This window comes from Sphingorhabdus pulchriflava (assembly GCF_003367235.1).
Taxonomy (GTDB): Bacteria; Pseudomonadota; Alphaproteobacteria; order Sphingomonadales; family Sphingomonadaceae; genus Sphingorhabdus_B; species Sphingorhabdus_B pulchriflava.
The window spans coordinates 1970299-1992754 of record NZ_QRGP01000001.1 but is presented as its reverse complement, the minus strand read 5'-3'; the positions used below and the strand labels follow the sequence as shown (position 1 = coordinate 1992754).

Sequence of the window (22456 nt, the reverse complement as noted above, 5' to 3'; positions counted from 1 at the left end):
CGTCAAGCAGGATGTCTTTGTGCCGCGGAAGCCTCTCCAGAAGCGATCGATCGCCACGCTCGAAAAGCTGCTTGATGCGGCGGGCGAGCTGTTAGCCGAAGTCGGCGTGGAGCGGGTGAGCACCAATTTGGTGGCGGCAAGGGCAGGGGTGACACCGCCGACGCTCTACCATTATTTCGATGACAAATATGCCCTGCTCACCGCGCTGGGTATGCGGTTGATGGAGGCGCAAAATGCGCTGGTCCCGCTCGAGCCGGGGCAGGGGGAGGATACTATCGCCAAGTCATTGCTCGACCATGTCGAACTGACACGGCAGAGCCCCGGCGGACCATGGGTGATGCGGATGTTGCGCGCGGTACCGCAATTGGCCGAGGTGCGGCTGGCGTCGCATCGGACGCTGGCAGAGGCTTTGGTGCAGCGTGCACTGGCATTGGAGCCGCGGCAGGATCGAGCCAGTTTGGAGCGCCGTGCGCGGCTGGCGGTCGATTTGGGTTATGCGGCTATCGAACTCGTCTTCGACGAACCCGAGCTCGATAGCCGGGAAATCATGCAGGATGCGGCCCGGGCGATCCGGGCCTTGCTGGCTTAGCCAGCCTTTGCCTGCAGCAGCTTCATCGCCTGCATCGACTGTTCGCCACCCGACTGGGGAACGATTTCGCCGGTGCGGTCGCTGATCTTGGCAAAGTTTGCGGCCACACCTTCGGGCGACAGATCGTCACCTTCCAGCAGCGCGCCCTGCGTCATGGTGACGTTGGCGGTGTGGAAGAAGCCCGCACCTGCGCCCATGATAACATTGGCAGGCGCATCTTCGGAAACGAGGAAGAGAGCCGCCGGAACGACATTGACCGGATCGAACATTGCGAAAGCCGCGGGCGGCAGAATGTCTTCGGTCATGCGGGTCGCCGCGATCGGGGCCAGCGTGTTGCATTTCACGTTGTACTTTGCGCCTTCAAGATAGAGCGACTTGGTGAAGCCGGCGAGGCCGAGTTTGGCGGCGCCATAGTTGGTCTGGCCAAAATTGCCGTACAGGCCGGTTGATGATGCAGTCATCAGGATGCGGCCATAATTTTGTTCGCGCATCAGATCCCAGACCGCCTTGGTGCAGTTGGCCGAGCCGTTGAGATGGACGTCGACGACCAGTTTCCAGTCGGCCATTTCCATCTTGGTGAAGCTCTTGTCGCGCAAGATGCCGGCATTGTTGATCAGGATGTGGACGCCGCCCCAGGCTTCCTTCGCCTTGGCGACCATTTCGACCATCTGCTCATATTCGGTGACACTGCCGCCATTCGACATCGCTTCACCGCCAGCCGCCTTGATTTCTTCAACCACTTTGAGTGCGGCATCCGAATGGCCCGTGCCGTCGCGTGATCCGCCGAGGTCGTTCACGACAACCTTTGCCCCGCGCTTGGCGAGTTCGAGTGCATAGGCACGGCCCAGTCCGCCGCCCGCACCGGTCACAATGGCGACTTTATCCTTGAAGTTGATGGTCATTTTCATGCTCCAGAATTAAGGGGTACACAGACGCCGAAAAGCGACTCCAAACCCCGGGAATTTGCGGGGCGCGGATTGGCACGACCCTTACGTTTACGCAAGCGTAAAGCGGTGGAATTTGGTGACTGTAACAAAAGCTACTTATTGCCGTCATAAAGACGACGCGAATTGGCAATCATTTTGTCACGGTGATTCGGGGAAGGAAAAGGGACCGACATGAAATTCGCACGCAAATTGCTGCTCGGCAGCGCCGCCACAGCCGCCATGTTGGTTTCCAATCCGGCGCTCGCACAATCGAACGACGCCGAGATGGAGGTGCTGCGGGCCGAAGTTGCCGCGTTGAAAGCGCAACTGGCCGAGCTGTCGGCCAAGGTTGAAAAGGTAGCGGCGACGCCTGCACCTGCACCCGCCCCGGTGGCTGCCGCTGCCACTGAAAAGAAGCCTGCTGCCGAAATTTCCTGGAAGGGCGCGCCCGAGATAAAGGGTGAGGGCGGTTGGAGCTTCAAGCCGCGCGGTCGCCTTCAGATCGACGCCGCTTCGATCAACCCGTCGGACACCATCGCGACCAACAGCCTTGGCACCACGGCGCGGGTACGCCGTGCACAATTCGGTATCGACGGCACCATACCCGGCGGTTTCGGGTACCGCGTCGAAGCCGATATCGGCAGCGGTTCGGCTGAACTGACCGACATGTACCTGACATACAAGGCGAATAAGGAACTGACGATAACCCTTGGCCAGCACAAGCCCTTCTGGGGTCTGGAAGAGCTGACGAGCGACCTGTTCACCAGCTTCAACGAGCGTGCCGCTTATCATGGTGCCTTCGGGTTCGAACGGCGTGTCGGCCTGTCTGCGACTTATGCAGGCAAAAATGTGCTGCTGCAGGGCGGCATTTTCGCTGACAATGCCGCTGACCTCAATGGCGATGGCTCCAACAACAGCCGCAGCTTTGACGGCCGCATCGTGTTCATGCCCAAGCTTGGAAATACACAGTTGCACCTCGGCGCATCGGGCCACAGCCGCCGTTTCAATGATTTTTCGAGCACCGCGCGCTATCGCGCCCGCCCGTTTACCCGCACCACCGACACGCGTTTCGTCGATACCCGCGGGTTCCTGGCGAACGGTGAGGACAGTTTCGGCGTTGAAGCCTTGGCGAGCAATGGCCGTTTCCATGCAAGTGCGGAAAGCCACTGGCTGACTGCCAAGCGGATCGGAGCCTTTGCCGACCCGACCTTCAATGGTGGTTATGCCGAAGTCGGTTACTTCCTGACCAAGGATTCACTCGCCTATAAGGGTGGCGTGGTCGACCGGACCAAACCCTCTAACCCGCTGGGCAAAGGCGGTATCGGCGCGGTTCAGGTCAACGCTCGCTATGACTGGGTCGACCTTTCGGACGACGTCATTGTTGGCGGCAAACAGCAGACTTATGGCTTGTCACTAGTCTGGACCCCGACCGAATATGTGCGCTTCATGGCCAATTACGGCCACCTTGAATTGACCGACGCGGCTGTCCTTGCAGGCGGTGACGGCGATTATTCGGCGGACGTTTTCGGGATGCGCGCGCAGATCGATTTCTGATGCACTGCGTTTAACCTTTGAATGCAGGCTGTCCCGTTCCAAGACGCGGGGCAGCCTTTACAATTCGAGCAGTGGATTCCTGCGCCGATATTGCTAAGGGCTTGGTATGAGCGGCGATACACCCGAAAAGAACGACCCGATCCAGATGCCGACGCGTCGTCGTGCGTTGATGCTGGGTGCCGCGGGTGTTGCGACGGTGGTGTCGGTGCGTCCCGCGCTTGCCCAGACCGCGGGTTCGGTCCTCAACTGCGAAATTCCGGTTCCGGGGCCGCACGGCACGGGGATGAATATCGACGCAACGGGAAATCTGGTCGCGCCCGATACCCCGGGCTCCTTCGTTGCCACAGGCCAGAAATTCAGCGGTGAAGAAGTGAAGCGTGCGCTTTCGGGCCAGACGCTGCCGGGAACGACCTATGAGCAGAGCCAGGCCTATGTGAATTACATCCGCCGCCTGCAGGCCGGGCAGAGCGGGTTTACCTGTTTCGCCTCGCTGCAGATGCCGCGCTGATCCTTGCCGATTGAATTTTAACGCGGCTGTATTAGGCCTTGGCCGTGGCCAATTCCGAAACCCTTTATTTGGCAGAACCCGCCGACGCCCGCATTGTCGAACCGCTCGACATGATGACGCTGATTTATCAGCGGCGTTCTGGCATCACGCATTTGGTCGGCGAGCCAGTACCGCAGATGCTCGAAGCGATGGGTAGTGATGCGGTTAGTGTCGCAATGCTGGCGTCGCGATTGGCGGCCAGTTTTGAACTGGGCGGGCAGGATGATGCGGTCGCCTTGATCACCGAACGGCTGGAGGAACTTGCCGAGCTTGGGCTGGTGGAGCGCAGCAGCAATGCATGAGTTTCGCGTTCAGGTGGGGCCTGCAGCCTTCAGGATCGGTTCGGCATGGCGGGCACCTATCGACCAAATGGTGGAGCTTTACCGCGACTATCCGCAGCCCGATTTCACCGACTTCACTGTGCGGCTGGAGCCTACCGGCTGGCTGCGGAGGTGGCTGCGACCGTCGGTTGCCATCGGTGGCGATTATATGCTGCCCGATGCAGCGCCGTTGCCGCTGGAGCAGGGATTGCTCGCTGCCGAGATGGCGATGAACCTGCAAATGGCGCTCGGTTGGCGACGGCATTTGTTGCTGCACGCCAGCGCGGTTGAGCGCGACGGACGGGTGCTGGTGATGACCGGCCAGTCGGGATCGGGGAAATCGACACTGTCGGCCTTGCTGGGGTCACAAGGCTGGCGGTTTCTGGGCGACGAATTTGTACTGCTTGATCCGATGACGGGGGATGCGGTGCCGTTCCCGCGTCTTATCAGCCTGAAGAATAGCGCGATTGCTGCGATGCTATTAGCGCAGCCCGACGGTCGCTTTGGGCCACTGCTGGCGGGAACGCCCAAAGGCGATATCCGCCACATGGTTCCGCCGTCGGATGCCATTGCGCGGATGGGGCAGAGTGGCACCTCTGCATTGCTGCTCTTTCCGCGTTATGGCTATCCCGGTGCGGTGCGCGAGGTGGCGCCGGGCGAGACCTTCATGCGGCTGACGCAAGCGTCGACCAACTATGTCGCGCTGGGCGAGGCGGGCTTCACCACTTTGACCGGCTTCGTCAGGTCGGTGCCATCGCGCGCGATCGATTATCAGTCGGGCGAAGAGGCCATCGCGCTGGTCGAAAAGCTGTGGGAGCGGCTGGCATGAGCCGCGACGCCATATTGCTGGTCGATGCGCTCCGCGATCCCGCGACGACACGCGATCTGGATGCACAGGGCTGGACCGAATTGCTCTCGATGGCGCGTACCGAACAGTTGGTTGGAACGCTTGCAGAGCGACTCAAATCTGAATCGGTTCCTTCAAAGGTCGCAGAAATCCTTGCAGAAGCGCACATCAATGCCGACTATCAGCGCCGCTCAGCTTTGTGGGAAGCGGACTCTGCCCGGCGCGCTTTGACCGGCTATGAAGGCAAGGTCGTGCTTCTGAAGGGCACGGCCTATGTCGCGGCTGGTCTGAATGCTGGCGGGGGGCGACATATCGGCGATCTCGACATTTTGGTTGCTCGCAAAGATTTGCCAGAGGTTGAGCAGGGATTGCTCGCCGCCGGTTGGGAATGGGTGAAGCCTGACCCTTATGACGATGCTTACTACCGCGACCACATGCACGAACTGCCGCCGCTGATCCACAAGGAACGCGACCGGATGATCGATGTGCACCACACCATCCTGCCACTGACCGCAAGGCGAAGGCCGGATGCTGACGGGATGTTGGTAGAAGCACGACAGATTGGTTCCGGGCTTTACGTGCTCTCAAACGCCGATATGATTTGCCACAGCGCCGCTCACCTCTTTGCCGATGGCGATTTGGCGGGGGGGCTCAGAAATCTCTGGGACATCCATTGCCTTTTGAGCGAATTTTCCAGCCCTGAATTCTGGGCGCAACTGCGCGAGCGTGCGGCGCGCCACCAGCTCTCCGAACCGGTCGAACGCGCCGTCCGGCTTGCGCACCAGCTTTATGGAACCGAAATCCCGACGGATTGGGCCGGCTGGCACCGGCAGGATAAATGGTATGTTGCGCGATTGACTGCCCGCGACGGCTGGGGCCGTTCGACCCGCAAATTCATCCGGCTGATTTTCTACATTCGCTCGCATTGGCTGCGCATGCCGCCACTGATGCTGGCGCAGCATTTATGGACGAAATGGCGCCGAAACTAATTGGTGCTCGATTTGTCTATCTCTTCATAGTCTGCCAAGCGCTCGTAATAGGTTGAGCATTGACTACCGGAGCCAATTACAAGCAATCGAATGCGATTGTGTTGCTCAACATCATGCCAGATAAACAGGTGCAAAATGGTTTGATTGCTGTGCCGTATGTGTTTTCCATAAATCTTTGTTAAATTAGAAAATACATCGTTGCACTTTGATGACTTTGAAGTAATTTCGATGCTCTTCAAACCTCGGTCGTCATAATAAAAATTTGCCGTAGATTTGGTGCTGCCATCTACAAAAAAGTAGGTATTGCCTAGCTTCCCAACTCCTTCGCGATCCTTGATGCTCGGTCTGATGCTCTTGGCTTTTGCACCGATGATTCTCTCAACGTCCGAAGGTTGTTGCCCCCATGATGTACCTTTCCAATCCGCATGAACGGGGGAAGTAAAGGCAATTGTTGCTAATAAGATCCAAAGTGACCTCCGCGCATTTGTCATCGGATTGCTCCCAAAAGCTCTAAATTCTCGATTAGCTCATCATAATGGTTGATTACCGCGTCGGCGCCCAATTCCTCCGCAGGCTGGCTGAGGAAGCCGAAGGCCACCGCAACGCTCGGAATGCCCGCCGCGCGCGAAGCATGCACATCGTGGATAGAGTCGCCAACATAGGCCGCCCGGCCACCGCCGCAGCGCGCAATCATTTCGTGGATGGGATCGGGCTTGGGCTTGCCATTGCCTTTCCCCATCGTGTCGCCGCCGATGATGGTGACGAACCGCTCTGCCAGCCCGACATTGCCGAGCAGTTGGACCGCGAGGCTTTCGAATTTGTTGGTCACGACGGCGAGTTTCACATCCATCGCCTGCAACTGGTCAATGGCGTCGACCAAGCCGGGGAAGGGCGGGCAATTGCTGCCCAGATTGGCGCGATAATGGTCGATCAGCACGGGGTGGAGCGCGCGGATCGTCTCTCCCTCTGCTTCGCCCGATTGTTGCAACCCCAAAGTCAGCATGTGGCGCGTGCCCATGCCGACCAGCGCTTTGACGCCATCGGTCGCAATGGGCGGCCGCCCGATGCTTCCCAGCGCATGATTTAGCGAGGCGGCAAGTTCGATGCTGGTATCGAGCAGCGTGCCATCAAGATCGAAGCCGACAATGTCGAATGGGAATGGGCGGGTCATTTAATAACCGTAGTCCTGAGCTTGTCGAAGGACGCATATCCGTCCGGCGAGACGCCCTTCGACAGGCTCAGGGCTTCGGTGTAAATTGAAGTTGCAGATGTGTATGCAAATTCTGGAAACTGCAACCATTTGCTTCTAAAGCCTGCGCCTATGAGCAACATCGCCGCAATCATCCTCGCCGCGGGTAAGGGAACCCGCATGAAATCCGATCTGCACAAGGTGCTGCACCCGATAGCGGGCCGCCCGATGCTGATGCACCTAATGGCGAGTGTCGACGCGCTGGAGCCGGCCAAAAAGGTTGTCGTCGTGGGCGACAAGGCGGATCAACTTCGCGATGCGCTGGGCGATAGCGCGGAAACGGTTGTGCAGGAACCGCAACTGGGCACCGGCCATGCCGTGCAGCAGGCGGAGAGCGCGCTCAAGGACTTCGACGGCGATGTGCTGATCCTTTATGGCGACGTGCCCTTCGTACCGACATCGACGATGCAGGCGATGATTGATCGGCTGCACAGCGATGACAATCCGGAGGTCGTCGTACTCGGATTTGAACCCGAAGACACGCTGCAATATGGTCGCATCGTCGCGACCGGCGACCGCATCGAATGGATGGTCGAACATAAGGATGCGACCGAAAAACAGCGCCAGACCAAGCTGTGCAATTCAGGGCTAATGGCGGTGCGATCAAAAGACCTGTTTGCGCTGCTCGCACGCGTCACCAACAACAATGCGGCGGGCGAATATTATCTCGTCGATATCGTCAATATCGCGGTGCAGGATGGGCGGCATTGCCATGTGGTCAAGACGGATCCCTATGATGTGACCGGCATCAACAGCCGCGGCGAACTGGCGGCGATGGAGGCCGAATGGCAGAAGCGCCGTCGCGTGCAGGCGATGGCCGATGGCGCCAGCCTGATAGCGCCGGAGACTGTCTGGTTTTCCTATGACACGCAGCTTGGCCGCGATGTGCTGATTGAACCCAATGTGTTTTTCGGCCCCGGCGTGCGCGTGGCCGATAATGTGAAGATCCGTGCGAACAGCCATATCGAGGGTGCAGTAATCGGCGAAGGCTGTGAAGTCGGCCCCTTCGCCCGGCTCCGCCCCGGCACGGTGCTGGAGGAAAAGGCGAAGATCGGCAATTTCGTCGAAACCAAGAAAGCGCATCTGGGCAAAGGTGCCAAAGCAAATCATTTGACCTATCTGGGTGACGCCGAAATCGGCGCGAAGGCGAATATCGGCGCGGGCACGATCACCTGCAATTATGACGGCTATTTCAAATATAAGACCGAGATCGGCGAGGGGGCGTTTATCGGCTCCAACAGCGCCCTGATTGCCCCCGTGAAGATCGGCCGTGACGCGATTGTCGCCGCGGGCAGTGCAGTTTCACGCGACGTCGCCGACGGCGACCTCCGCATGGTCCGCGCCGAGCAATTGGTCAAGCCGGGGTGGGCAGATCGCTTCCACGATGCGATGCGGAAGAAGAAAGCCGAGAAGAGGTGAGCGAAGCGACCGACGAAGCGAGATGGTCTGATCTTAAAGAGATTGGACAAGGTGGTCCTGAGACGGGCATTTTGAGTTTTGGGGATTGGACAGTCCCGGGTCGCTATAACCCACCAGTACTGGCGACGCAGAACCATTTTTTGGCTTCACGTTGGATCGGAGGCGGTTTTCGTGTCTATTCAATCGATCCAGTCCTAAGGTCAACTGTTCCGTTAGACCTTAGCGCGCCGTTCATCGGAATGGTGTCGGTTGACGGCGATAAGTTGAGCTATCGACCTGCTGCCTACACTGATGATACCCGCCAACATAAATTGGCACGATACAAAACGATATTCGGAAAATTCCTTGACATGATATCATGATATGATATCAGTATATCATCATGGGTAGATTCCTCGTAGACGTCCCGGCCGAAGATGTTCGCAAGCTGGATGAAATCGCCAAGCGCGAAGGTAAATCGCGCGCGGCTGTTTTGCGCGAGGCTGTCTCCAATTATCTGGAGGCGAGCGGTAAGGAAGGGTTTGAGAAATATTTCGGGCTGTGGGAACGTCATGGATCGACCGTCGATGGCCTCGAATATGAACGCAAACTTCGCGGCGAATGGCCCGGTGTCGGGGATTTGACGCCACCCAAAAAGAAATCAAAAGCCGCGTGAGCGAGCGTTTCTTCGACACAAACATCGTCATCGACATGCTGCACAACCGGCCCGCAGCATGGGCCGAGGTGCGCAGTGTAACCCGTGCATGGATCAGCCGGATGACATGGATTGAGGTGATGTCTGGTGTTCCTGACGACGCGACGAAAGAAACCGAAGAGTTTCTTCGCCTGTTCGCGATGTGCGAAATCGACGAGGAAATCGGTCGCCGCGCAGCAGCATTAAGGCATCAGCGCAAATCGCTGAAATCGCCCGATGCGATCATTCTGGCGTCGGCGCAGGTTTCAGGCCGGATATTGGTTACAAGAAATACGAAGGATTTCCCTGCTGAAATGCCTGGAATCCGTGTTCCCTACAAAGCACCAAAGGATACAAGATAAATGTGCGGCATTATTGGCATCGTCGGCAAGGAACCAGTGGCAGACCGTCTGGTCGACGGACTGAGGCGGATGGAGTATCGCGGCTATGATAGTGCCGGGGTCTGCACGGTGCTTGATGGCCAGTTGATCCGCCGCCGTGCGGAGGGGAAGCTCAATAACCTGGTCAAGGAACTCGCCGGCAACCCCGCGCCGGGCAATATCGGCATCGCGCACACCCGCTGGGCCACGCATGGCGCGCCGACCACCAGCAACGCGCACCCACATGCGACGGGCGAAGTCGCGCTTGTGCACAATGGCATAATCGAGAATTTCAAGCCGCTGCGCGATGCCCTCACGGCGCGTGGCCGCACCTTTGAAAGTGAAACCGATACCGAGGTCGTCGCGCATCTGGTCAGCGAACAGATCGAGGCAGGGCAATCACCGACCGAGGCGGTGAAGGCAGTGCTGCCGCAACTGCGCGGGGCCTTTGCGCTCGCCATCGCCTTCCGCAAAAATCCGGATTTCCTGATCGGCGCGCGGCTCGGTAGCCCGTTGGTCGTCGGCTATGGAGACGGCGAAACCTATCTGGGTTCGGACGCGCTGGCGCTCGCGCCGCTGACGCAGAAGATCGCCTATCTGGAGGAAGGTGATTGGGTCATCGTCTACCGCGAAGGCGCGCAGATTTTTGACAAGAACAATAATCCGGTCCAGCGCGAAATCACCACCAGCGGTGTGTCGGCAGCTGCGATCGAAAAGGGCAATTACCGCCATTATATGCAGAAAGAGATTTTCGAGCAGCCCACCGTGGTTGCGCAGACGCTCTCTTCCTATATCCGCCCGCTCGAACAGACCGTCGCGCTGCCGCAGATGGATTTCGATCTGGCTGGTGTGAAGCGCATCACGATTGTCGCCTGCGGCACCAGTTTCTACGCAGGTATGGTGGCCAAATATTGGTTCGAAACATTTGCCCGTGTGCCGGTCGACATCGATGTCGCCAGCGAGTTCCGTTACCGCGATCCGGTGCTGGAAGAGGGCGGCCTTGCCCTCTTCATCTCGCAATCGGGCGAGACGGCCGATACACTCGCCGCGCTCAAGCATTGCAAGGAAAATGGCCAGACCATCGCGGTCGTCGTCAATGTGCCGACGTCGAGCATGGCGCGTGAGGCCGACCTGCTGCTCCCCACCCATGCCGGGCCGGAAATCGGTGTTGCTTCGACCAAGGCCTTCACTTGCCAGCTTGCGGTGCTCGCCGCACTCGCCGCGCACCTCGCGCTGGTGAAGGGCAAGCTATCGGCTGAAGAAGAACGTGAGATCGTCCGCCATCTGATTGAGGCTCCCGCTGCGCTCAACGCCGCTTTGGCACATGACGAAGATATCGCTGCCATGGCGCACTTGATCGCCCCGGCGCGCGATGTGCTGTATCTCGGCCGCGGCCCTGATTATCCGCTCGCGCTCGAAGGGGCGCTGAAGCTTAAGGAAATCAGCTATATCCACGCCGAAGGCTATGCTTCGGGTGAAATGAAGCACGGACCTATTGCGCTGATTGATGAGGCGGTGCCGGTGATCGTCCTCGCCCCATCAGGCCCGCTGTTCGAAAAAACCGTCAGCAACATGCAGGAAGTCCGCGCCCGCGGTGGCAAGATTGTGCTGATTTCGGACGCCGAAGGGCTGGCCGAAGCCGGCGAAGGCTGCCTCGCCACGATTGAGATGCCCCACGTCCATCCGTTGATTGCGCCGCTGGTATACGCGGTGCCAGTGCAACTCCTCGCCTATCATGTGGCCTGTGCCAAGGGCACCGATGTCGACCAGCCGCGGAACTTGGCGAAGTCGGTGACGGTCGAGTAGCAACTACCCCTTTGGCATCCGTCTATTTTGTGTATCCTGCCGGGTGATTCTGTCGCGTTGTTCGCAACGCGGCTGGATCATGGGGAGAGGAAGCACATGAAATACGATTACGACGTCATCATCATCGGTGCCGGCATGGCGGGCATGTATATGCTGCACAAGCTGCGCGAAGTCGGGCTTTCGGCCAAGGTTTTTGAGGCAGGGCATGATGTTGGCGGAACCTGGTATTGGAACCGCTATCCAGGCGCGCGGGTCGATATCGAGAGCCAGGAATATAGCTTCTCCTTCAGCCCGGAGCTCGAAGAGGAATGGGTCTGGACAGAGCGTTATGCCAGCCAGCCGGAAATCCTGCGGTATCTGAACCATGTCGCCGACCGCTTTGATCTGCGCCGCGACATCCAGTTCAATGCACGCGTGAAATCAGCGCATTATGATGCCGCAAACCATCTGTGGCGCGTCGATACGGAAAATGGCGAGAGCGTCCATGCGCGCTTCTGCGTATCGGCAACGGGCTGCCTTTCGGTGCCGAATGAGCCCAATTTCCCGGGGCAGGAGCGTTTTACCGGGCCGACATACCACACCGGACGTTGGCCGCATGAAGGCGTCGACCTTTCGGGAAAGCGTGTGGCGGTTATCGGCACCGGCTCCTCTTCCATCCAGTCGATCACCGAGATCGCCGGGCAAGTGGGGCAGCTTTATGTGTTCCAGCGCACCCCCAATTACAGCGTTCCGGCGCATAACGGACCGGCCAATCCGGAGGTGCGCAAAAACTGGCTCGCCAACCGTGCAGAAAACCGGATGGCGCAGCGGCAGACGCTGGGCGGCTTCATGTCGTCCGTAGCGAACGAACAAAAGGCTGTGGAAACCGGCGACAATGAACGACGCAAGGTCTATGAGGAGCGCTGGGCCGAAGGTGGCTTTGCCATATTGGGGGCGTTTGCTGACCAGTCGGCCAATCCTGATGCCAACGCCCTTATCGCCGAATTTGCCGCCGAGAAAATCCGCGAGATCGTTCGTGATCCGAAAGTGGCGGAAAAGCTTACGCCTAAAAGCTATCCATTTGGCGCCAAGCGCCTTTGCGTCGACACAGGCTATTACCAGAATTTCAACCGCCCCAATGTCGAACTGATCGACCTTAACGAAACCCCGCTCGATACGATCACCGAAAAAGGCGTCGCCACAAGCGAGAAGGAATATGAAATCGATGCGATTATTTTCGCCATCGGTTTCGATGCGATGACCGGCGCTCTGACGCGCATGGACATCAAGGGCCGCGAGGGGCGCACGTTGGTCGATAGCTGGGCGGAGGGGCCCAAGACCTATCTGGGCCTGATGGTTTCCGGTTTCCCCAACCTGTTCACGATTACCGGCCCAGGTAGCCCGTCGGTGCTTTCGAACATGGTGGTGTCGATCGAGCAGCACGTCGAATGGCTCGCCGACCTATTCATCTTCATGCGCGACAATATGATGGTTGAGATTGAGCCGACCGCGCATGCGCAGGAATTCTGGGTCGAACATGTCAACGAAGTGTCGCACTACACCGTCTATAACTTTGCCAATAGCTGGTATCTGGGCGCGAACATCCCGGGTAAACCGCGCGTCTTCATGCCCTATGCCGGTGGTGTCGGGGCCTATCGCGATCTGTGCGCTGCGGTGGCGGCCAACGCCTATATGGGGTTCAAGCTGAAGCTGGCGGAATAGGGGCTGCTCCAACGGCCTTGAAAGCAGGCGCGCTTTTCGCCATCACCGCGGCTTCTGGAGGTATTGGCTATTGGGATTCTTAGCGCGCCTTTTCCGACGAAAGCCGAAGCGGCAGGCATTGCCTTCGCCGCGCGCGTTCGATGACAGCCAGTGGCCACCCGCACCGCTGTCACCGGCGCCCGCTTATCGGTCATTTGATAGCGCGCCTGCATTTCCCCAACAGGCGCAGGAAACACCTTCATGGATGAAATATCCGGTCGGTGGCCAGCGCGGGCACATTATCGTTTTTGCCAATGAAAAGGGCGGGGTAGGCAAATCGACCAGTGCCTTCCACACCTGCATTGCGCTGTGCAATGCGGGGGAAAGCGTTGCCGCGCTCGACGTCGATCTACGCCAGTTGACGTTGCACCATGCGCTTTGGGCAAGGCAGGAAAGCGAGCGCGAATTTGGCGTGAAATTGCCCGGGCCGGAACAGATTTTGCTCGCCCAGCAGAATGAGAATGAGCTGGAGGAAAAGCTGCGCATGGCGCGCATCCACCATGACTTCATCATCATCGATGTCGGCGGGCATGATTCACCAATTGCGCGCAAGGCGATCTTCATGGCGGATACGATCATCACGCCGGTGAATGACAGTTTCATCGACCTCGACATGCTCGGCCGCATCGACCCGCGCACTGGTGAACTGCGAACGCTCGGCAATTTTGCGCGGTTGGTCGAACATCTTAAGGAACCGGGGATGGCGATCCGTCCCAAGGCGCTCGACTGGGTGGTTATGCAAAACCGGTCGCGCAATTTTGCCACGAAGAATGAACGCAAGGTGCTTGATGCTCTTGAGAAGATCGCCCCCGTGGCGGGATTCCGCATCGTTCCGGGCCTGCGCGAGCGCGTTACCTATCGCGAGCTGTTCCCGATGGGGCTGACGCTGTTCGATCTTGAGGCGATCCCCGAACTGGGCAAGCCGCAGCATAATGCCCGTGAAGAAATATGGGCGATGCTGCGCGCACTCAAATTACCCAGTGCAGCGTTGAACAAGGCGATTGCACCTGCTCAGGTGCCCTAGCCAAAATGACGTCCAGCGATTGTCTGTTCAGGCAGACCCGCCGGCTTCAGCCAATATGACAGCAGCCGTCTCTTCAATCGTTCCTGTGACCAACAACGGTGCGCCACCGACAATACCAATCTGGGTCTGGCCGTTTTCTGCCGTGCGCAACCAGGCGATATTTGATGCCACCACCAGATAATTGCCGCCGCGTGACTTGAGGGTAATGAATTTCATGCAAAAAGACTCCTGACTATGGAGGCTTTAGGCACGAAGTGTCTTTGAGTGATTAACGCTGCGGGTCGGGCGACCTTAGCAGTCGCCCAGACGCTGAGCGGAAAGCCGCATACTGGTTCTTGTACGTCCGCCCATATTGTCGGTGTTCACCAATACGCCTCCCGATACCGAAAATGACGTAGCCCCTGCCGAAAGCACGGTCAGTGTTCCTTCGACCAACGCTCCGGTGCAACTGACGCCATATACGCCGCCACCTTTGGCCTCAGTTGAACAGCTGTTGCTGTAATTGTTGATGTAGATGGCAACAATATGTGCCGGATCGCGAAATTGCTGCATGTCGGACAGACAAACCTCTTCCGAACCCGATCCGCTATCATTGCTCCAGTTGAACATATAGCGACCGCCCATCATCGGTACGCCTTGGGCATAGACCATAGCCCCGGTCGAGGTGGCCAACAAAGCGGCGGCGATGAAAAGGGGGCGTAAGGTCATGTCCGTCTCTTCGATTGGATATTGTCACTGGCCGCTGCCACAGGGCTTGCGGCTGGGCAATAATTTTGTGTGCGAGCAACGGGCAAGATTGCAGTTGACCGTAAGGGTTGTTCGCGAAACAACAGGCCATGAGCAAGAACATCGATGTCGAAGGTGGTTGCCATTGCGGCGCAGTGCAATTCCGCTTCACATTGGCATCGCTTGAGGTTGATCTGCTCGACTGCAACTGTTCGATGTGCAGCCGAAGCGGATTTCTCCACCTGATTGTTCCGCACAGCGAATTCGAATTGTTGACACCCGCAACCGCGCTGACATCCTATCGTTTTGGAACGAGAGCGGCGGAGCATCTGTTCTGCAGCACATGCGGGGTGAAGGCCTTTTACCAGCCCCGCTCGCATCCGGACGCGTGGAGTGTGAACTATCGTTGTCTAGAAGACGGACATGGCTTGACGCCGACCATAGTCAAGTTCGATGGTCGCAATTGGGAAGATGCAAAGGCGAATTTGGAGAAGAGCCGATGAGCACCGCATTGTTTATTTCTTTGGGAGCTGTGGCGATCAGTCTGTTCGTGGTGTTCGTTGCGCGCCGTGGTTCCAAGACAAGGCAGCAATCGAGCGGTGACGGCGGCTCAACGACTGCAAGTGACGCGTCCGGAAGCGATTGTTCGGTTTCTGACGGCGGTGCTTGCGACGGCGGAGGAGGCGATTGAGCATGATCAAAGTCGTGGCCATTGTCGCACTGCTATTGGTTGCAGTGCACCTGCTGCTCTACGGCTATCTCCAGCGTCGCATCAATGCCGCGAAACGCGAAAAGGATAAGCAGAATGAAGGATAACCCCTGCGCAACGGTTGAAAGCGCCGAAGGCACCTACGCCCAATTGATCAAGGCGAGGGTGCATGAATGGGCGGCGGGTGAACCTGTCGAGGACGGCGGTATCGACAACGGCCCGATGCCCTATGAATTGCTGTTATCGGCTTTAGGCGCCTGCACTTCGATCACGCTGGAAATGTATGCCGCGCGCAAGGGCTGGCCGCTCGAAAAGGTGCATGTGACACTTGAGCACTCCAAGGAGGAACGCGAAGGAGAGAATGGCGGCAAGCCAGTCGACATGATTGACCGAGTCGTCCGCCTCGAAGGGCCGCTCGATGACGAGCAGCGCGCCAAGCTGATCGAGATTGCCGAAAAATGCCCCGTGCACAGGACGCTGACCAATCAGATCAACATCAACACTCTACTGGGTTAAGCCCGCCAGTTACAGCCTTGAAAGTTTGAGTGCGCGACGATCCTTGCCAAGCCAAGCCTTGTTAAGTGCATTCAGCGTTCCGCGCATGGCCTTCCGGTCTCCCAAGCGACGCTGCGTTTCTGCAAGGCCAAAAAGCGCCCAGCCATTATTGGGTGCCTTGACCAATGCCGCCGTGAAGCTTTGCCGCGCCGACAGCGCGTCGCCCTCGGCAAGCTGGGCTGCGCCCAGCGACTGGCGCACTGGATAATACCAGTAAGACGGCTCCATATAAGGGATCCGGCTTTCGATCTCGGCAGCGGCGGTATAATGGCGAACCGCATCATCATATCGCTTCCGGGCATAGGCAATCCGCCCTTGCGCGACCGCTTCTGCCAGTTGCAGAAGATCGGGAGCGGGTACGCCTGCCGAAACCATCGACGTAAAGTCTACGGTCTCTCGCAGTTTTTTGATTTCGGCGATCTCGCCCTCGCTGGCTTCGAAATCTGATTTCAACGCTGCTGCGATGGCCCGCGAATAATGCCACATCGCTTTGGCATATGGCAGCCTTGCATCCGGAGCAGGCTGCGCCAGGATTTCGGCTGGACCGCTGAACTGCGCATGCGCGAAATAGGGCGCGGCATAAATCACCTGAACCCACGGAAGGGCCAATGCGACATCGACGCCCAATATATTTTTCAACCGTTCAGACTGTTGGAGAGCGATGCGCTTTTCGCCGCCCAATTGCGCCGAAGTTACTATGAAATGCACATTATGTGGGTAATAGCCGAAGCGATAGATCCCTGAATCCGGTGAGCGGGCAAACCAGCCCTCGTCAGCCTTGGCTGCAGCCAGATTTGCGTCGATTGAATCCCGGTATCTGCCGATCACGTGATAAAGATGTGCGGGCATATGGACCAAGTGACCCGATCCCGGCATCAATGGTTTCGCAAGCCGGTCTGCCGCCTGTTCAGCTTTGGCAGGATTGCCGGATGCCTCTAGCAGGTGGATGTAGAGGTGTATCGCCTGCGGATGATCCGGGTTGCGCCCCAAAACAGTTTCAATCAATTGCACGGCGCGCCCGATATCGCCTTTGGCTGTCCGTCCATCCACCTCCCAATAATCCCACGGGCGGGTGTTCATAATCGATTCCGCGGCAAGCGCCGCGATATCATCATTTTCGGGAAACTTTACGGCAAGCTGCTGCATCGCTCGCGCATAGGCCAAGTCGAGCCCGGCTCGATCTGCATTCGCGTCCCGGCTGTAGCGAACTGTTAGCGTTTCGATGAGCGCTCGTTCCCAGTCCGAGGCAGTGGTTCGCAAGGCCATTGCCTTGTCAATCGCTGCCATTGTGCTCGCATTTTGAACGGGATCCATCGGCGCGTTAATATTGGGGCCATAGGCATAGGCTTCGCCCCAGAAACACATGGCGCAATTGGGATCCAGAGATTGTGCAGCTCGAAAGGAACGGATCGCCCCCGCATGGTTAAAGCCATAGGTCAGCGCGAGTCCCTGATTGAAATATTTCCGGGCCTGCTCGTTTGCCGCGCCGATAGGAATGTTCACCTTGTCCAGACCCTGGATCAAGGGGACGGCACCGGCTGCGGGAGAGGCATTTCGAGCATAATCCAGCGCCATCTGATACTGGGCAGGGCTGAGGCGCATCGCCGATTGCGCAGCTTTCTGTCCGCAAATTGATCTAAGTGATTTCAGGCTGTCAAACGCCGGTTCATCGCGCGAACTTGCCGCCGGAGTCACCGACAGCAGGCCCAATGGAATGGCAGAAATGAGAAGCGAGCGCGCAAATGACTTCATGGAGAACCTCCATCAAATTAGCGTTTTGCGAACCCGTTATGTTAAACATAGGGCAATTCCGGAAATGTTGCAAACATGTAAAATCGCTTGCGGCCAGATGACATTTTCGGGCCTAGCTTGGCATCTTGCTGCGGGTTGATTTGCCCTGTTTGCACTCCTATACCGCACATTCAGTCGTTAGCGGTCTCCCCGGGGGCCGCTTTTTGCCTTTTGGCCAAATGGAAAGGACCACGCCATGTCGATCACCCCCCTGATGCCCGTCTATCCCCGTTGCGGGTTCCGGCCGGTGCGCGGCGAGGGATGCTATCTGATAGGCGAGGATGGCCGTCGTGCGCTCGACTTTGCCGCCGGGATTGCGGTGAACGCGCTGGGCCATGGCCATCCGCATCTGACCAAGGCGATATGCGAGCAGACTGCGACGCTGATGCATGTTTCGAACCTTTATGGCAGCCCGCAGGGTGAGGCGCTGGCGCAGCGTATTGTCGACAACAGCTTTGCCGACACCGTGTTCTTCACCAATTCGGGCGTCGAGGCGATCGAATGCGCGATCAAGACCGCGCGTCGTTACCATTTCGCCAATGGCAATCCGCAACGCCACAAGCTGATTACCTTCAAAAACGCCTTCCACGGCCGCTCATTGGGCGCGATTTCGGCGACCGATCAGGCAAAGATGCGCGATGGTTTCGAACCGCTCTTGCCGGGCTTTGCCTATGCAAAGTTCAACGACCTTGAAGGTGCGCTGGCGCTGATCGACGATGAAACCGCCGGTTTCCTTGTCGAGACGGTGCAGGGCGAAGGCGGGATGACTGCTGGTACGCCCGAGTTCATTCAGGGTCTGCGCAAGGCTTGCGACGAACATGGCCTGCTCCTCATCCTCGACGAAATCCAGTGCGGCTATGGCCGTACAGGCAAGATGTGGGCCTATGAACATTATGGCATCACGCCCGATATCCTGACTTCAGCCAAGGGCATTGGCGGTGGTTTCCCGCTCGGCGCATGCCTTGCCACTGAAGAAGCGGCAAAGGGCATGGTCGCGGGCACGCATGGCTCGACCTATGGCGGCAATCCGCTCGCCATGGCAGCCGGCCAGGCGATCCTTGACGTGATGACCGAACCCGGTTTCCTTGAACATGTGACCGCGATGGGCGACCGCCTGCGCGCGGCGTTCGAGCAGCTGATCCCGAACCATGATGACCTGTTCGAGGAAATTCGTGGCAAGGGTCTGATGCTCGGCATCAAGATGAAGGATCCCGCCGTCAGCCGCGATTTCGTGGCACATCTGCGCGACAATCACGGGCTTCTGACCGTTGCTGCGGGTGAGAATGTGTTCCGCGTGCTGCCGCCGCTGGTGATCAATGAAGATCATATCGCCGAGTGCATCGAACGGCTGTCGGCCGGTGCGCGCGACTATCAGATGCCGCAAGCAGCGTGACCCGGCACTTCCTAAATCTCGCGGACGCGGGTGCTGATGCAATTGCGGCATTGATCAACGACGCCATTGACCGAAAGGCGGCGCGTGCTGGTTGGCCGAGGGGCAGGGCCGATGCCGATGCACCGCTTGCCGGGCACACGCTGGGGATGATTTTCGAGAAGAATTCGACCCGCACCCGAGCCTCGTTCGAAATGGCGATCAAGCAATTGGGCGGCGACAGCATGTTCATGGCCTCGGGCCAGATGCAGCTGGGGCGCGGCGAGACGATCGCCGATACCGCCCGCGTGCTTTCGCGCTATGTCGATGCCATCATGATCCGCACCGACGATCATGCCAAGATCGAGGAATTGGCCGCCTATTCGGGCGTCCCGGTGATCAACGGGCTGACCGATCTGTCGCATCCGTGCCAGATCGTCGCCGACCTGCTGACTTTGGTCGAGCATGGCAAGGCGCTGCCCGGGCTGGAAGTGGCTTGGCTTGGCGATGGCAATAATGTGCTCAATTCGATTGTCGAAGCTGCTGGCCTGATGAAGTTCAACGTCCGCATTGGCGTGCCGCAAGGCTATGATAGCGATCCTGCTTTTATCGAAGCTGCGCGGGCGGCAGGGGCCAATATCACCGTTACCCGCGATGCTGCCGAGGCGGTTGCAGGTGCCGACGTCGTCGTCACCGATACCTGGGTATCGATGGGGCAAGAACATGCGCATAACAAGATTGCCGCGATGATGCCCTATCAGGTCAATGACCGGTTGATGGCAGGTGCTAAGGCCGATGCTAAATTCCTGCACTGCTTGCCAGCGCACCGTGGCGAAGAGGCGACCGACGACGTACTCGACGGCCCGCAATCGGTGATCTGGGACGAGGCCGAAAATCGGTTGCACGCCCAGAAATCCATATTGCTTTGGTGTTTCGACAAGATCTGATGGCAGACCAGTCGGAAACGCGCTGCGATCAGCCTTTGCGCTTTTCGATACCCGCGCTCAACGCGCGCGGACGGCTGGTGCGGCTTGATGCCGTGCTCAACGACGTGCTTTCGGCGCATGCCTATCCGCCAGCGGTCGAGAAAATTCTCGCCGAAGGACTGGTGCTGACGGCTTTGCTCGGCACGACGCTCAAGGAACGGGAAGGTCAGCTGACGATACAGGCGCAGACCGAGAATGGCCCGCTGTCCTTACTTGTCACCGATTATATCGACGGCGCGGTGCGCGGCTATGCGCAGTTTGATCTGGCGAAGCTGGCCGAGGTGCCATCGGATCCCAATCTTTTCGCGCTGTTCGGCAAAGGTTATCTGGCGGTCACATTCGATCGTCCATTGCCGGAAGCGCAAGGCGGCGGGCGCTATCAAGGCATCGTGCCATTGGAGGGCGCCAATCTCTCCGAAGCGGCGATGCAATATTTCGACCAGTCGGAACAGATCCCGACCTTCATCCGCATCGCCATCGACCATGTCGACGGTCGCTGTGTAGCTGGCGGCATATTGGTGCAGCATCTGCCGGATGGCGAAGAAGGTCGTGAGCGTATCGAGGCGCGAGGCGAGCATCCCGATTGGGAACATGTCCGTATCCTTTCAGAATCGATCAAGCCCGTAGAGCTGGCTGATCCCGCGCTTCCACTCGAAGAAATCGCCTGGCGGCTGTTTCATGAAGAGCAGGAAGTGAGGATTGTTGAAGGGCAGCCGATGACCAAAGGCTGCCGTTGCGATCCGCACCATATCCGCGATGTCATTGCCCGCTTTCCCGCTACCGAGCGCACCGAAATGGCTGACGAGCGAGGTGATATCGTCGTGAATTGCGAATTTTGTTCACGCACTTTCCCGATCAGTCTGGCCAGCCTGTCCAACTGATTTTGCGACGGGTGACCGTCCGCCGACTACATCATTCAGCCTCGATTAACCTCGTTCATGCGACTTATCGTTCATGAAGCACGGTTTATCGTGCGCATGGATACAAATCGGACAGAGATACCGAAAAGACGATTGGGTCGGGTCGCTGGGGCAATTTTTACGGCGGAACGAGACGACATGAAATCGAAATTACTGGTTACGAGTATGGCGGCACTTATGGCCGTTTGTGTGGGCGCTTCTTCCCATGCGGCGGCGCAAGCGGATGCTTCCGGATTGCTTGATAGCCTGGAACGTGGCCGCTGGCAGCTGCGCTCGGTCGGTAGCAGTGCTGCCAGTCTGACGGTCAGCCAGTTGTGCCTTGGCGAATCCCGCTATCTTGCGCAGATTCAACATGGCTCCACTACGCAGTGTTCGCATTTTGTTGTCAAATCGACACCAAGCTCGGTGACGATCAGCTATTCGTGCAAAGGTGCGGGTCAGGGTCTGACGACAATCCGCAAAGAAAATGACCGGCTGGTGCAAATCCAGTCACAGGGCATCCACAACGGATCGCCATTTTCCTTTTCGGCCGAAGCACGGCGCACTGGACCCTGCTGACCCGCCGCCCTTTAAGCGCTTGTTAACCATCTTGGTCTAGTAAGGGAACGTGCCTTTCATGGGGCACGCTTTCCTCCCTAACTGGCTATATGCCGCTTTGGGCCGTTCCTTCAGGGACGGCCCTTTTCTTTGCGCTTACGCCGCTTCGTCCATGGCCTTTTTGTAGATGCTGTTCAGTGGCTTTTCGAACAAACGCATGACCATTGGTTCGAAAAATTCGAGCGGAAGCGTGTCATAGTCCGGGTCGAAAGCCGGACAGTCATATTTCTCGATGAATTCAGCAGTCGCATCGAAATGCGGATGTCCGCGAAACTTGTCGCGCATGTCGCGATCCAGCCCGATATGGTGAAAGAAATTCACGCCCTGGAAAATGCCGTGATGCTCGACAATCCAGTGCAATTCTTCGGAAACAAAGGGCTTCAAAATCGCAGCGGCGATATCTGGGTGGTTATAAGCGCCCAGCGTGTCGCCGATGTCATGCACAAGCGCCATGACGACATAATCCTCGCTACGGCCATCACGGTGCGCGCGGGTCGCGGTTTGCAGGCAGTGGGTCAACCGGTCGACCGGAAACCCGCCATAGTCACCCGCCAGCAATCGCAGATGATCGAGCACCCGTGCGCCGCCGCTGCGGGCAAACGGCACCTGTTCTACCATGATCGCAGCCCAGTCCTCTTGTGTGCTTTGCGACATATCGCTGAATGTGGCGCGGCTGTGTCCTTCGCTCATGCCGGTTCCTCCTCTTTTCTGGCCCGACAACACGCTATCACATCGTCAAG

General features: G+C 58.1%; 27 protein-coding genes. 20 read left to right on the top strand and 7 right to left on the bottom strand.

Annotated features, from left to right (window positions below; all coding sequences use genetic code 11):
- Nucleotides 1-19 precede the first annotated feature (19 nt).
- Nucleotides 20-589 (top strand): TetR/AcrR family transcriptional regulator, encoded by a 570-nt coding sequence (locus tag DXH95_RS09840; RefSeq protein WP_115549153.1) that lies wholly within the window; start codon nt 20-22, stop codon nt 587-589.
- Here the strand turns inward: DXH95_RS09840 and DXH95_RS09835 are convergent.
- Entirely contained in the window at nt 586-1491 is a 906-nt protein-coding gene (locus DXH95_RS09835) for an SDR family NAD(P)-dependent oxidoreductase (RefSeq protein ID WP_115549517.1), read from the bottom strand. The genes DXH95_RS09840 and DXH95_RS09835 overlap by 4 nt on opposite strands.
- A gap of 216 nt (nt 1492-1707) precedes the next feature.
- Between DXH95_RS09835 and DXH95_RS09830 the strand changes: the two genes are divergently transcribed.
- From DXH95_RS09830 to DXH95_RS09810, 5 genes are all read left to right on the top strand, one after another.
- Nucleotides 1708-3069, top strand: a complete 1362-nt coding sequence (locus DXH95_RS09830; RefSeq protein WP_115549152.1) for an OprO/OprP family phosphate-selective porin — start codon at nt 1708-1710, stop codon at nt 3067-3069.
- Nucleotides 3070-3175: 106 nt separating this feature from the next.
- Nucleotides 3176-3577 carry a hypothetical protein gene (locus DXH95_RS09825; RefSeq protein ID WP_115549151.1) on the top strand — a complete coding sequence of 134 codons (402 nt, stop codon included), beginning with the start codon at nt 3176-3178 and terminating at the stop codon, nt 3575-3577.
- A gap of 44 nt (nt 3578-3621) precedes the next feature.
- Nucleotides 3622-3918, top strand: coding sequence for an HPr-rel-A system PqqD family peptide chaperone (locus tag DXH95_RS09820; RefSeq protein WP_239016622.1), 297 nt, complete (start codon nt 3622-3624; stop codon nt 3916-3918).
- Nucleotides 3911-4765, top strand: coding sequence for an HprK-related kinase A (locus DXH95_RS09815; RefSeq protein WP_115549149.1), 855 nt, complete (start codon nt 3911-3913; stop codon nt 4763-4765). Before DXH95_RS09820 ends, DXH95_RS09815 begins: the two co-directional genes overlap by 8 nt.
- Nucleotides 4762-5772, top strand: coding sequence for a nucleotidyltransferase domain-containing protein (locus DXH95_RS09810; RefSeq protein WP_115549148.1), 1011 nt, complete (start codon nt 4762-4764; stop codon nt 5770-5772). The genes DXH95_RS09815 and DXH95_RS09810 overlap by 4 nt, the downstream gene beginning before the upstream one ends.
- Here the strand turns inward: DXH95_RS09810 and DXH95_RS09805 are convergent.
- Nucleotides 5769-6263, bottom strand: a complete 495-nt coding sequence (locus tag DXH95_RS09805; RefSeq protein ID WP_115549147.1) for a hypothetical protein — start codon at nt 6261-6263, stop codon at nt 5769-5771. The genes DXH95_RS09810 and DXH95_RS09805 overlap by 4 nt on opposite strands.
- The gene (locus DXH95_RS09800; RefSeq protein ID WP_115549146.1) at nt 6260-6943 is read right to left on the bottom strand and encodes an HAD family hydrolase; all 684 of its coding nucleotides are present in this window, start codon (nt 6941-6943) and stop codon (nt 6260-6262) included. The genes DXH95_RS09805 and DXH95_RS09800 overlap by 4 nt, the downstream gene beginning before the upstream one ends.
- Nucleotides 6944-7093: 150 nt before the next feature.
- On the opposite strand from DXH95_RS09800, the gene glmU reads away from it, so the two are divergent.
- The 6 genes from glmU to DXH95_RS09765 all read left to right on the top strand — a co-directional run bounded on the left by glmU (nt 7094) and on the right by DXH95_RS09765 (nt 14063).
- Nucleotides 7094-8440: a bifunctional UDP-N-acetylglucosamine diphosphorylase/glucosamine-1-phosphate N-acetyltransferase GlmU gene (gene glmU / locus DXH95_RS09795; RefSeq protein ID WP_115549145.1), complete on the top strand. Its 1347-nt coding sequence runs from the start codon at nt 7094-7096 to the stop codon at nt 8438-8440.
- A gap of 382 nt (nt 8441-8822) precedes the next feature.
- Nucleotides 8823-9095, top strand: coding sequence for a ribbon-helix-helix domain-containing protein (locus DXH95_RS09790; RefSeq protein WP_115549144.1), 273 nt, complete (start codon nt 8823-8825; stop codon nt 9093-9095).
- Nucleotides 9092-9475, top strand: a complete 384-nt coding sequence (locus DXH95_RS09785; protein ID WP_115549143.1) for a type II toxin-antitoxin system VapC family toxin — start codon at nt 9092-9094, stop codon at nt 9473-9475. The genes DXH95_RS09790 and DXH95_RS09785 overlap by 4 nt, the downstream gene beginning before the upstream one ends.
- A complete protein-coding gene (gene glmS, locus DXH95_RS09780; RefSeq protein WP_115549142.1) occupies nt 9476-11299 on the top strand; it encodes a glutamine--fructose-6-phosphate transaminase (isomerizing) in 1824 nt (607 codons plus the stop codon). It begins immediately after the preceding gene.
- A 96-nt stretch (nt 11300-11395) separates the two neighbouring features.
- A complete protein-coding gene (locus tag DXH95_RS09775) occupies nt 11396-13000 on the top strand; it encodes a flavin-containing monooxygenase (protein ID WP_115549141.1) in 1605 nt (534 codons plus the stop codon).
- Between the two features lie 244 nt (nt 13001-13244).
- Nucleotides 13245-14063, top strand: a complete 819-nt coding sequence (locus DXH95_RS09765; RefSeq protein WP_115549139.1) for a division plane positioning ATPase MipZ — start codon at nt 13245-13247, stop codon at nt 14061-14063.
- Nucleotides 14064-14090: 27 nt separating this feature from the next.
- Here DXH95_RS09765 and DXH95_RS09760 read toward each other — a convergent pair whose 3' ends face one another.
- Nucleotides 14091-14279 (bottom strand): hypothetical protein, encoded by a 189-nt coding sequence (locus DXH95_RS09760; protein WP_115549138.1) that lies wholly within the window; start codon nt 14277-14279, stop codon nt 14091-14093.
- A 75-nt stretch (nt 14280-14354) separates the two neighbouring features.
- The gene (locus DXH95_RS09755) at nt 14355-14771 is read right to left on the bottom strand and encodes a hypothetical protein (protein WP_115549137.1); all 417 of its coding nucleotides are present in this window, start codon (nt 14769-14771) and stop codon (nt 14355-14357) included.
- A gap of 128 nt (nt 14772-14899) precedes the next feature.
- Between DXH95_RS09755 and DXH95_RS09750 the strand changes: the two genes are divergently transcribed.
- Genes DXH95_RS09750 through DXH95_RS09740 form a run of 4 tightly spaced genes read left to right on the top strand, consistent with a single transcriptional unit; the run spans nt 14900 to nt 16014 of the window.
- Nucleotides 14900-15292 carry a GFA family protein gene (locus DXH95_RS09750; RefSeq protein ID WP_115549516.1) on the top strand — a complete coding sequence of 131 codons (393 nt, stop codon included), beginning with the start codon at nt 14900-14902 and terminating at the stop codon, nt 15290-15292.
- Entirely contained in the window at nt 15289-15480 is a 192-nt protein-coding gene (locus DXH95_RS09745; RefSeq protein WP_115549136.1) for a hypothetical protein, read from the top strand. Before DXH95_RS09750 ends, DXH95_RS09745 begins: the two co-directional genes overlap by 4 nt.
- Before the next feature lie 2 nt (nt 15481-15482).
- Nucleotides 15483-15605, top strand: a complete 123-nt coding sequence (locus tag DXH95_RS16305) for a hypothetical protein (RefSeq protein ID WP_275401827.1) — start codon at nt 15483-15485, stop codon at nt 15603-15605.
- Nucleotides 15595-16014 (top strand): OsmC family protein, encoded by a 420-nt coding sequence (locus DXH95_RS09740; RefSeq protein WP_220272252.1) that lies wholly within the window; start codon nt 15595-15597, stop codon nt 16012-16014. The genes DXH95_RS16305 and DXH95_RS09740 overlap by 11 nt, the downstream gene beginning before the upstream one ends.
- 9 nt (nt 16015-16023) lie before the next feature.
- On the opposite strand, the gene DXH95_RS09735 is transcribed toward DXH95_RS09740, so the two are convergent.
- Nucleotides 16024-17805, bottom strand: coding sequence for a tetratricopeptide repeat protein (locus DXH95_RS09735; protein WP_115549134.1), 1782 nt, complete (start codon nt 17803-17805; stop codon nt 16024-16026).
- A 235-nt stretch (nt 17806-18040) separates the two neighbouring features.
- Between DXH95_RS09735 and DXH95_RS09730 the strand changes: the two genes are divergently transcribed.
- The 4 genes from DXH95_RS09730 to DXH95_RS09715 all read left to right on the top strand — a co-directional run bounded on the left by DXH95_RS09730 (nt 18041) and on the right by DXH95_RS09715 (nt 21677).
- On the top strand, nt 18041-19237 hold the full coding sequence (locus DXH95_RS09730) for an aspartate aminotransferase family protein (RefSeq protein ID WP_115549133.1): 1197 nt from the start codon (nt 18041-18043) through the stop codon (nt 19235-19237).
- On the top strand, nt 19234-20160 hold the full coding sequence (gene argF / locus DXH95_RS09725; protein WP_115549132.1) for an ornithine carbamoyltransferase: 927 nt from the start codon (nt 19234-19236) through the stop codon (nt 20158-20160). The genes DXH95_RS09730 and argF overlap by 4 nt, the downstream gene beginning before the upstream one ends.
- Nucleotides 20160-21080: an Hsp33 family molecular chaperone HslO gene (hslO, locus tag DXH95_RS09720; protein WP_115549131.1), complete on the top strand. Its 921-nt coding sequence runs from the start codon at nt 20160-20162 to the stop codon at nt 21078-21080. The genes argF and hslO overlap by 1 nt, the downstream gene beginning before the upstream one ends.
- A 177-nt stretch (nt 21081-21257) precedes the next feature.
- Nucleotides 21258-21677 carry a hypothetical protein gene (locus DXH95_RS09715; protein ID WP_147291718.1) on the top strand — a complete coding sequence of 140 codons (420 nt, stop codon included), beginning with the start codon at nt 21258-21260 and terminating at the stop codon, nt 21675-21677.
- A gap of 135 nt (nt 21678-21812) precedes the next feature.
- On the opposite strand, the gene DXH95_RS09710 is transcribed toward DXH95_RS09715, so the two are convergent.
- Entirely contained in the window at nt 21813-22406 is a 594-nt protein-coding gene (locus DXH95_RS09710; protein WP_115549129.1) for an HD domain-containing protein, read from the bottom strand.
- Nucleotides 22407-22456: the final 50 nt, after the last annotated feature.

What these genes read in the sequence shown, in the direction of transcription:
- DXH95_RS09835 (WP_115549517.1), bottom strand. Translation starts at nt 1,491, where the DNA reads ATGACCATCAACTTCAAGGATAAAGTCGCCATTGTGACCGGTGCGGGC.
- DXH95_RS09830 (WP_115549152.1), top strand. Translation starts at nt 1,708, where the DNA reads ATGAAATTCGCACGCAAATTGCTGCTCGGCAGCGCCGCCACAGCCGCC.
- DXH95_RS09825 (WP_115549151.1), top strand. Translation starts at nt 3,176, where the DNA reads ATGAGCGGCGATACACCCGAAAAGAACGACCCGATCCAGATGCCGACG.
- DXH95_RS09815 (WP_115549149.1), top strand. Translation starts at nt 3,911, where the DNA reads ATGCATGAGTTTCGCGTTCAGGTGGGGCCTGCAGCCTTCAGGATCGGT.
- DXH95_RS09810 (WP_115549148.1), top strand. Translation starts at nt 4,762, where the DNA reads ATGAGCCGCGACGCCATATTGCTGGTCGATGCGCTCCGCGATCCCGCG.
- DXH95_RS09805 (WP_115549147.1), bottom strand. Translation starts at nt 6,263, where the DNA reads ATGACAAATGCGCGGAGGTCACTTTGGATCTTATTAGCAACAATTGCC.
- DXH95_RS09800 (WP_115549146.1), bottom strand. Translation starts at nt 6,943, where the DNA reads ATGACCCGCCCATTCCCATTCGACATTGTCGGCTTCGATCTTGATGGC.
- glmU (WP_115549145.1), top strand. Translation starts at nt 7,094, where the DNA reads ATGAGCAACATCGCCGCAATCATCCTCGCCGCGGGTAAGGGAACCCGC.
- DXH95_RS09790 (WP_115549144.1), top strand. Translation starts at nt 8,823, where the DNA reads ATGGGTAGATTCCTCGTAGACGTCCCGGCCGAAGATGTTCGCAAGCTG.
- glmS (WP_115549142.1), top strand. Translation starts at nt 9,476, where the DNA reads ATGTGCGGCATTATTGGCATCGTCGGCAAGGAACCAGTGGCAGACCGT.
- DXH95_RS09775 (WP_115549141.1), top strand. Translation starts at nt 11,396, where the DNA reads ATGAAATACGATTACGACGTCATCATCATCGGTGCCGGCATGGCGGGC.
- DXH95_RS09765 (WP_115549139.1), top strand. Translation starts at nt 13,245, where the DNA reads ATGAAATATCCGGTCGGTGGCCAGCGCGGGCACATTATCGTTTTTGCC.
- DXH95_RS09760 (WP_115549138.1), bottom strand. Translation starts at nt 14,279, where the DNA reads ATGAAATTCATTACCCTCAAGTCACGCGGCGGCAATTATCTGGTGGTG.
- DXH95_RS09755 (WP_115549137.1), bottom strand. Translation starts at nt 14,771, where the DNA reads ATGACCTTACGCCCCCTTTTCATCGCCGCCGCTTTGTTGGCCACCTCG.
- DXH95_RS09750 (WP_115549516.1), top strand. Translation starts at nt 14,900, where the DNA reads ATGAGCAAGAACATCGATGTCGAAGGTGGTTGCCATTGCGGCGCAGTG.
- DXH95_RS09745 (WP_115549136.1), top strand. Translation starts at nt 15,289, where the DNA reads ATGAGCACCGCATTGTTTATTTCTTTGGGAGCTGTGGCGATCAGTCTG.
- DXH95_RS16305 (WP_275401827.1), top strand. Translation starts at nt 15,483, where the DNA reads ATGATCAAAGTCGTGGCCATTGTCGCACTGCTATTGGTTGCAGTGCAC.
- DXH95_RS09740 (WP_220272252.1), top strand. Translation starts at nt 15,595, where the DNA reads ATGAAGGATAACCCCTGCGCAACGGTTGAAAGCGCCGAAGGCACCTAC.
- DXH95_RS09735 (WP_115549134.1), bottom strand. Translation starts at nt 17,805, where the DNA reads ATGAAGTCATTTGCGCGCTCGCTTCTCATTTCTGCCATTCCATTGGGC.
- DXH95_RS09730 (WP_115549133.1), top strand. Translation starts at nt 18,041, where the DNA reads ATGTCGATCACCCCCCTGATGCCCGTCTATCCCCGTTGCGGGTTCCGG.
- hslO (WP_115549131.1), top strand. Translation starts at nt 20,160, where the DNA reads ATGGCAGACCAGTCGGAAACGCGCTGCGATCAGCCTTTGCGCTTTTCG.
- DXH95_RS09715 (WP_147291718.1), top strand. Translation starts at nt 21,258, where the DNA reads ATGAAATCGAAATTACTGGTTACGAGTATGGCGGCACTTATGGCCGTT.
- DXH95_RS09710 (WP_115549129.1), bottom strand. Translation starts at nt 22,406, where the DNA reads ATGAGCGAAGGACACAGCCGCGCCACATTCAGCGATATGTCGCAAAGC.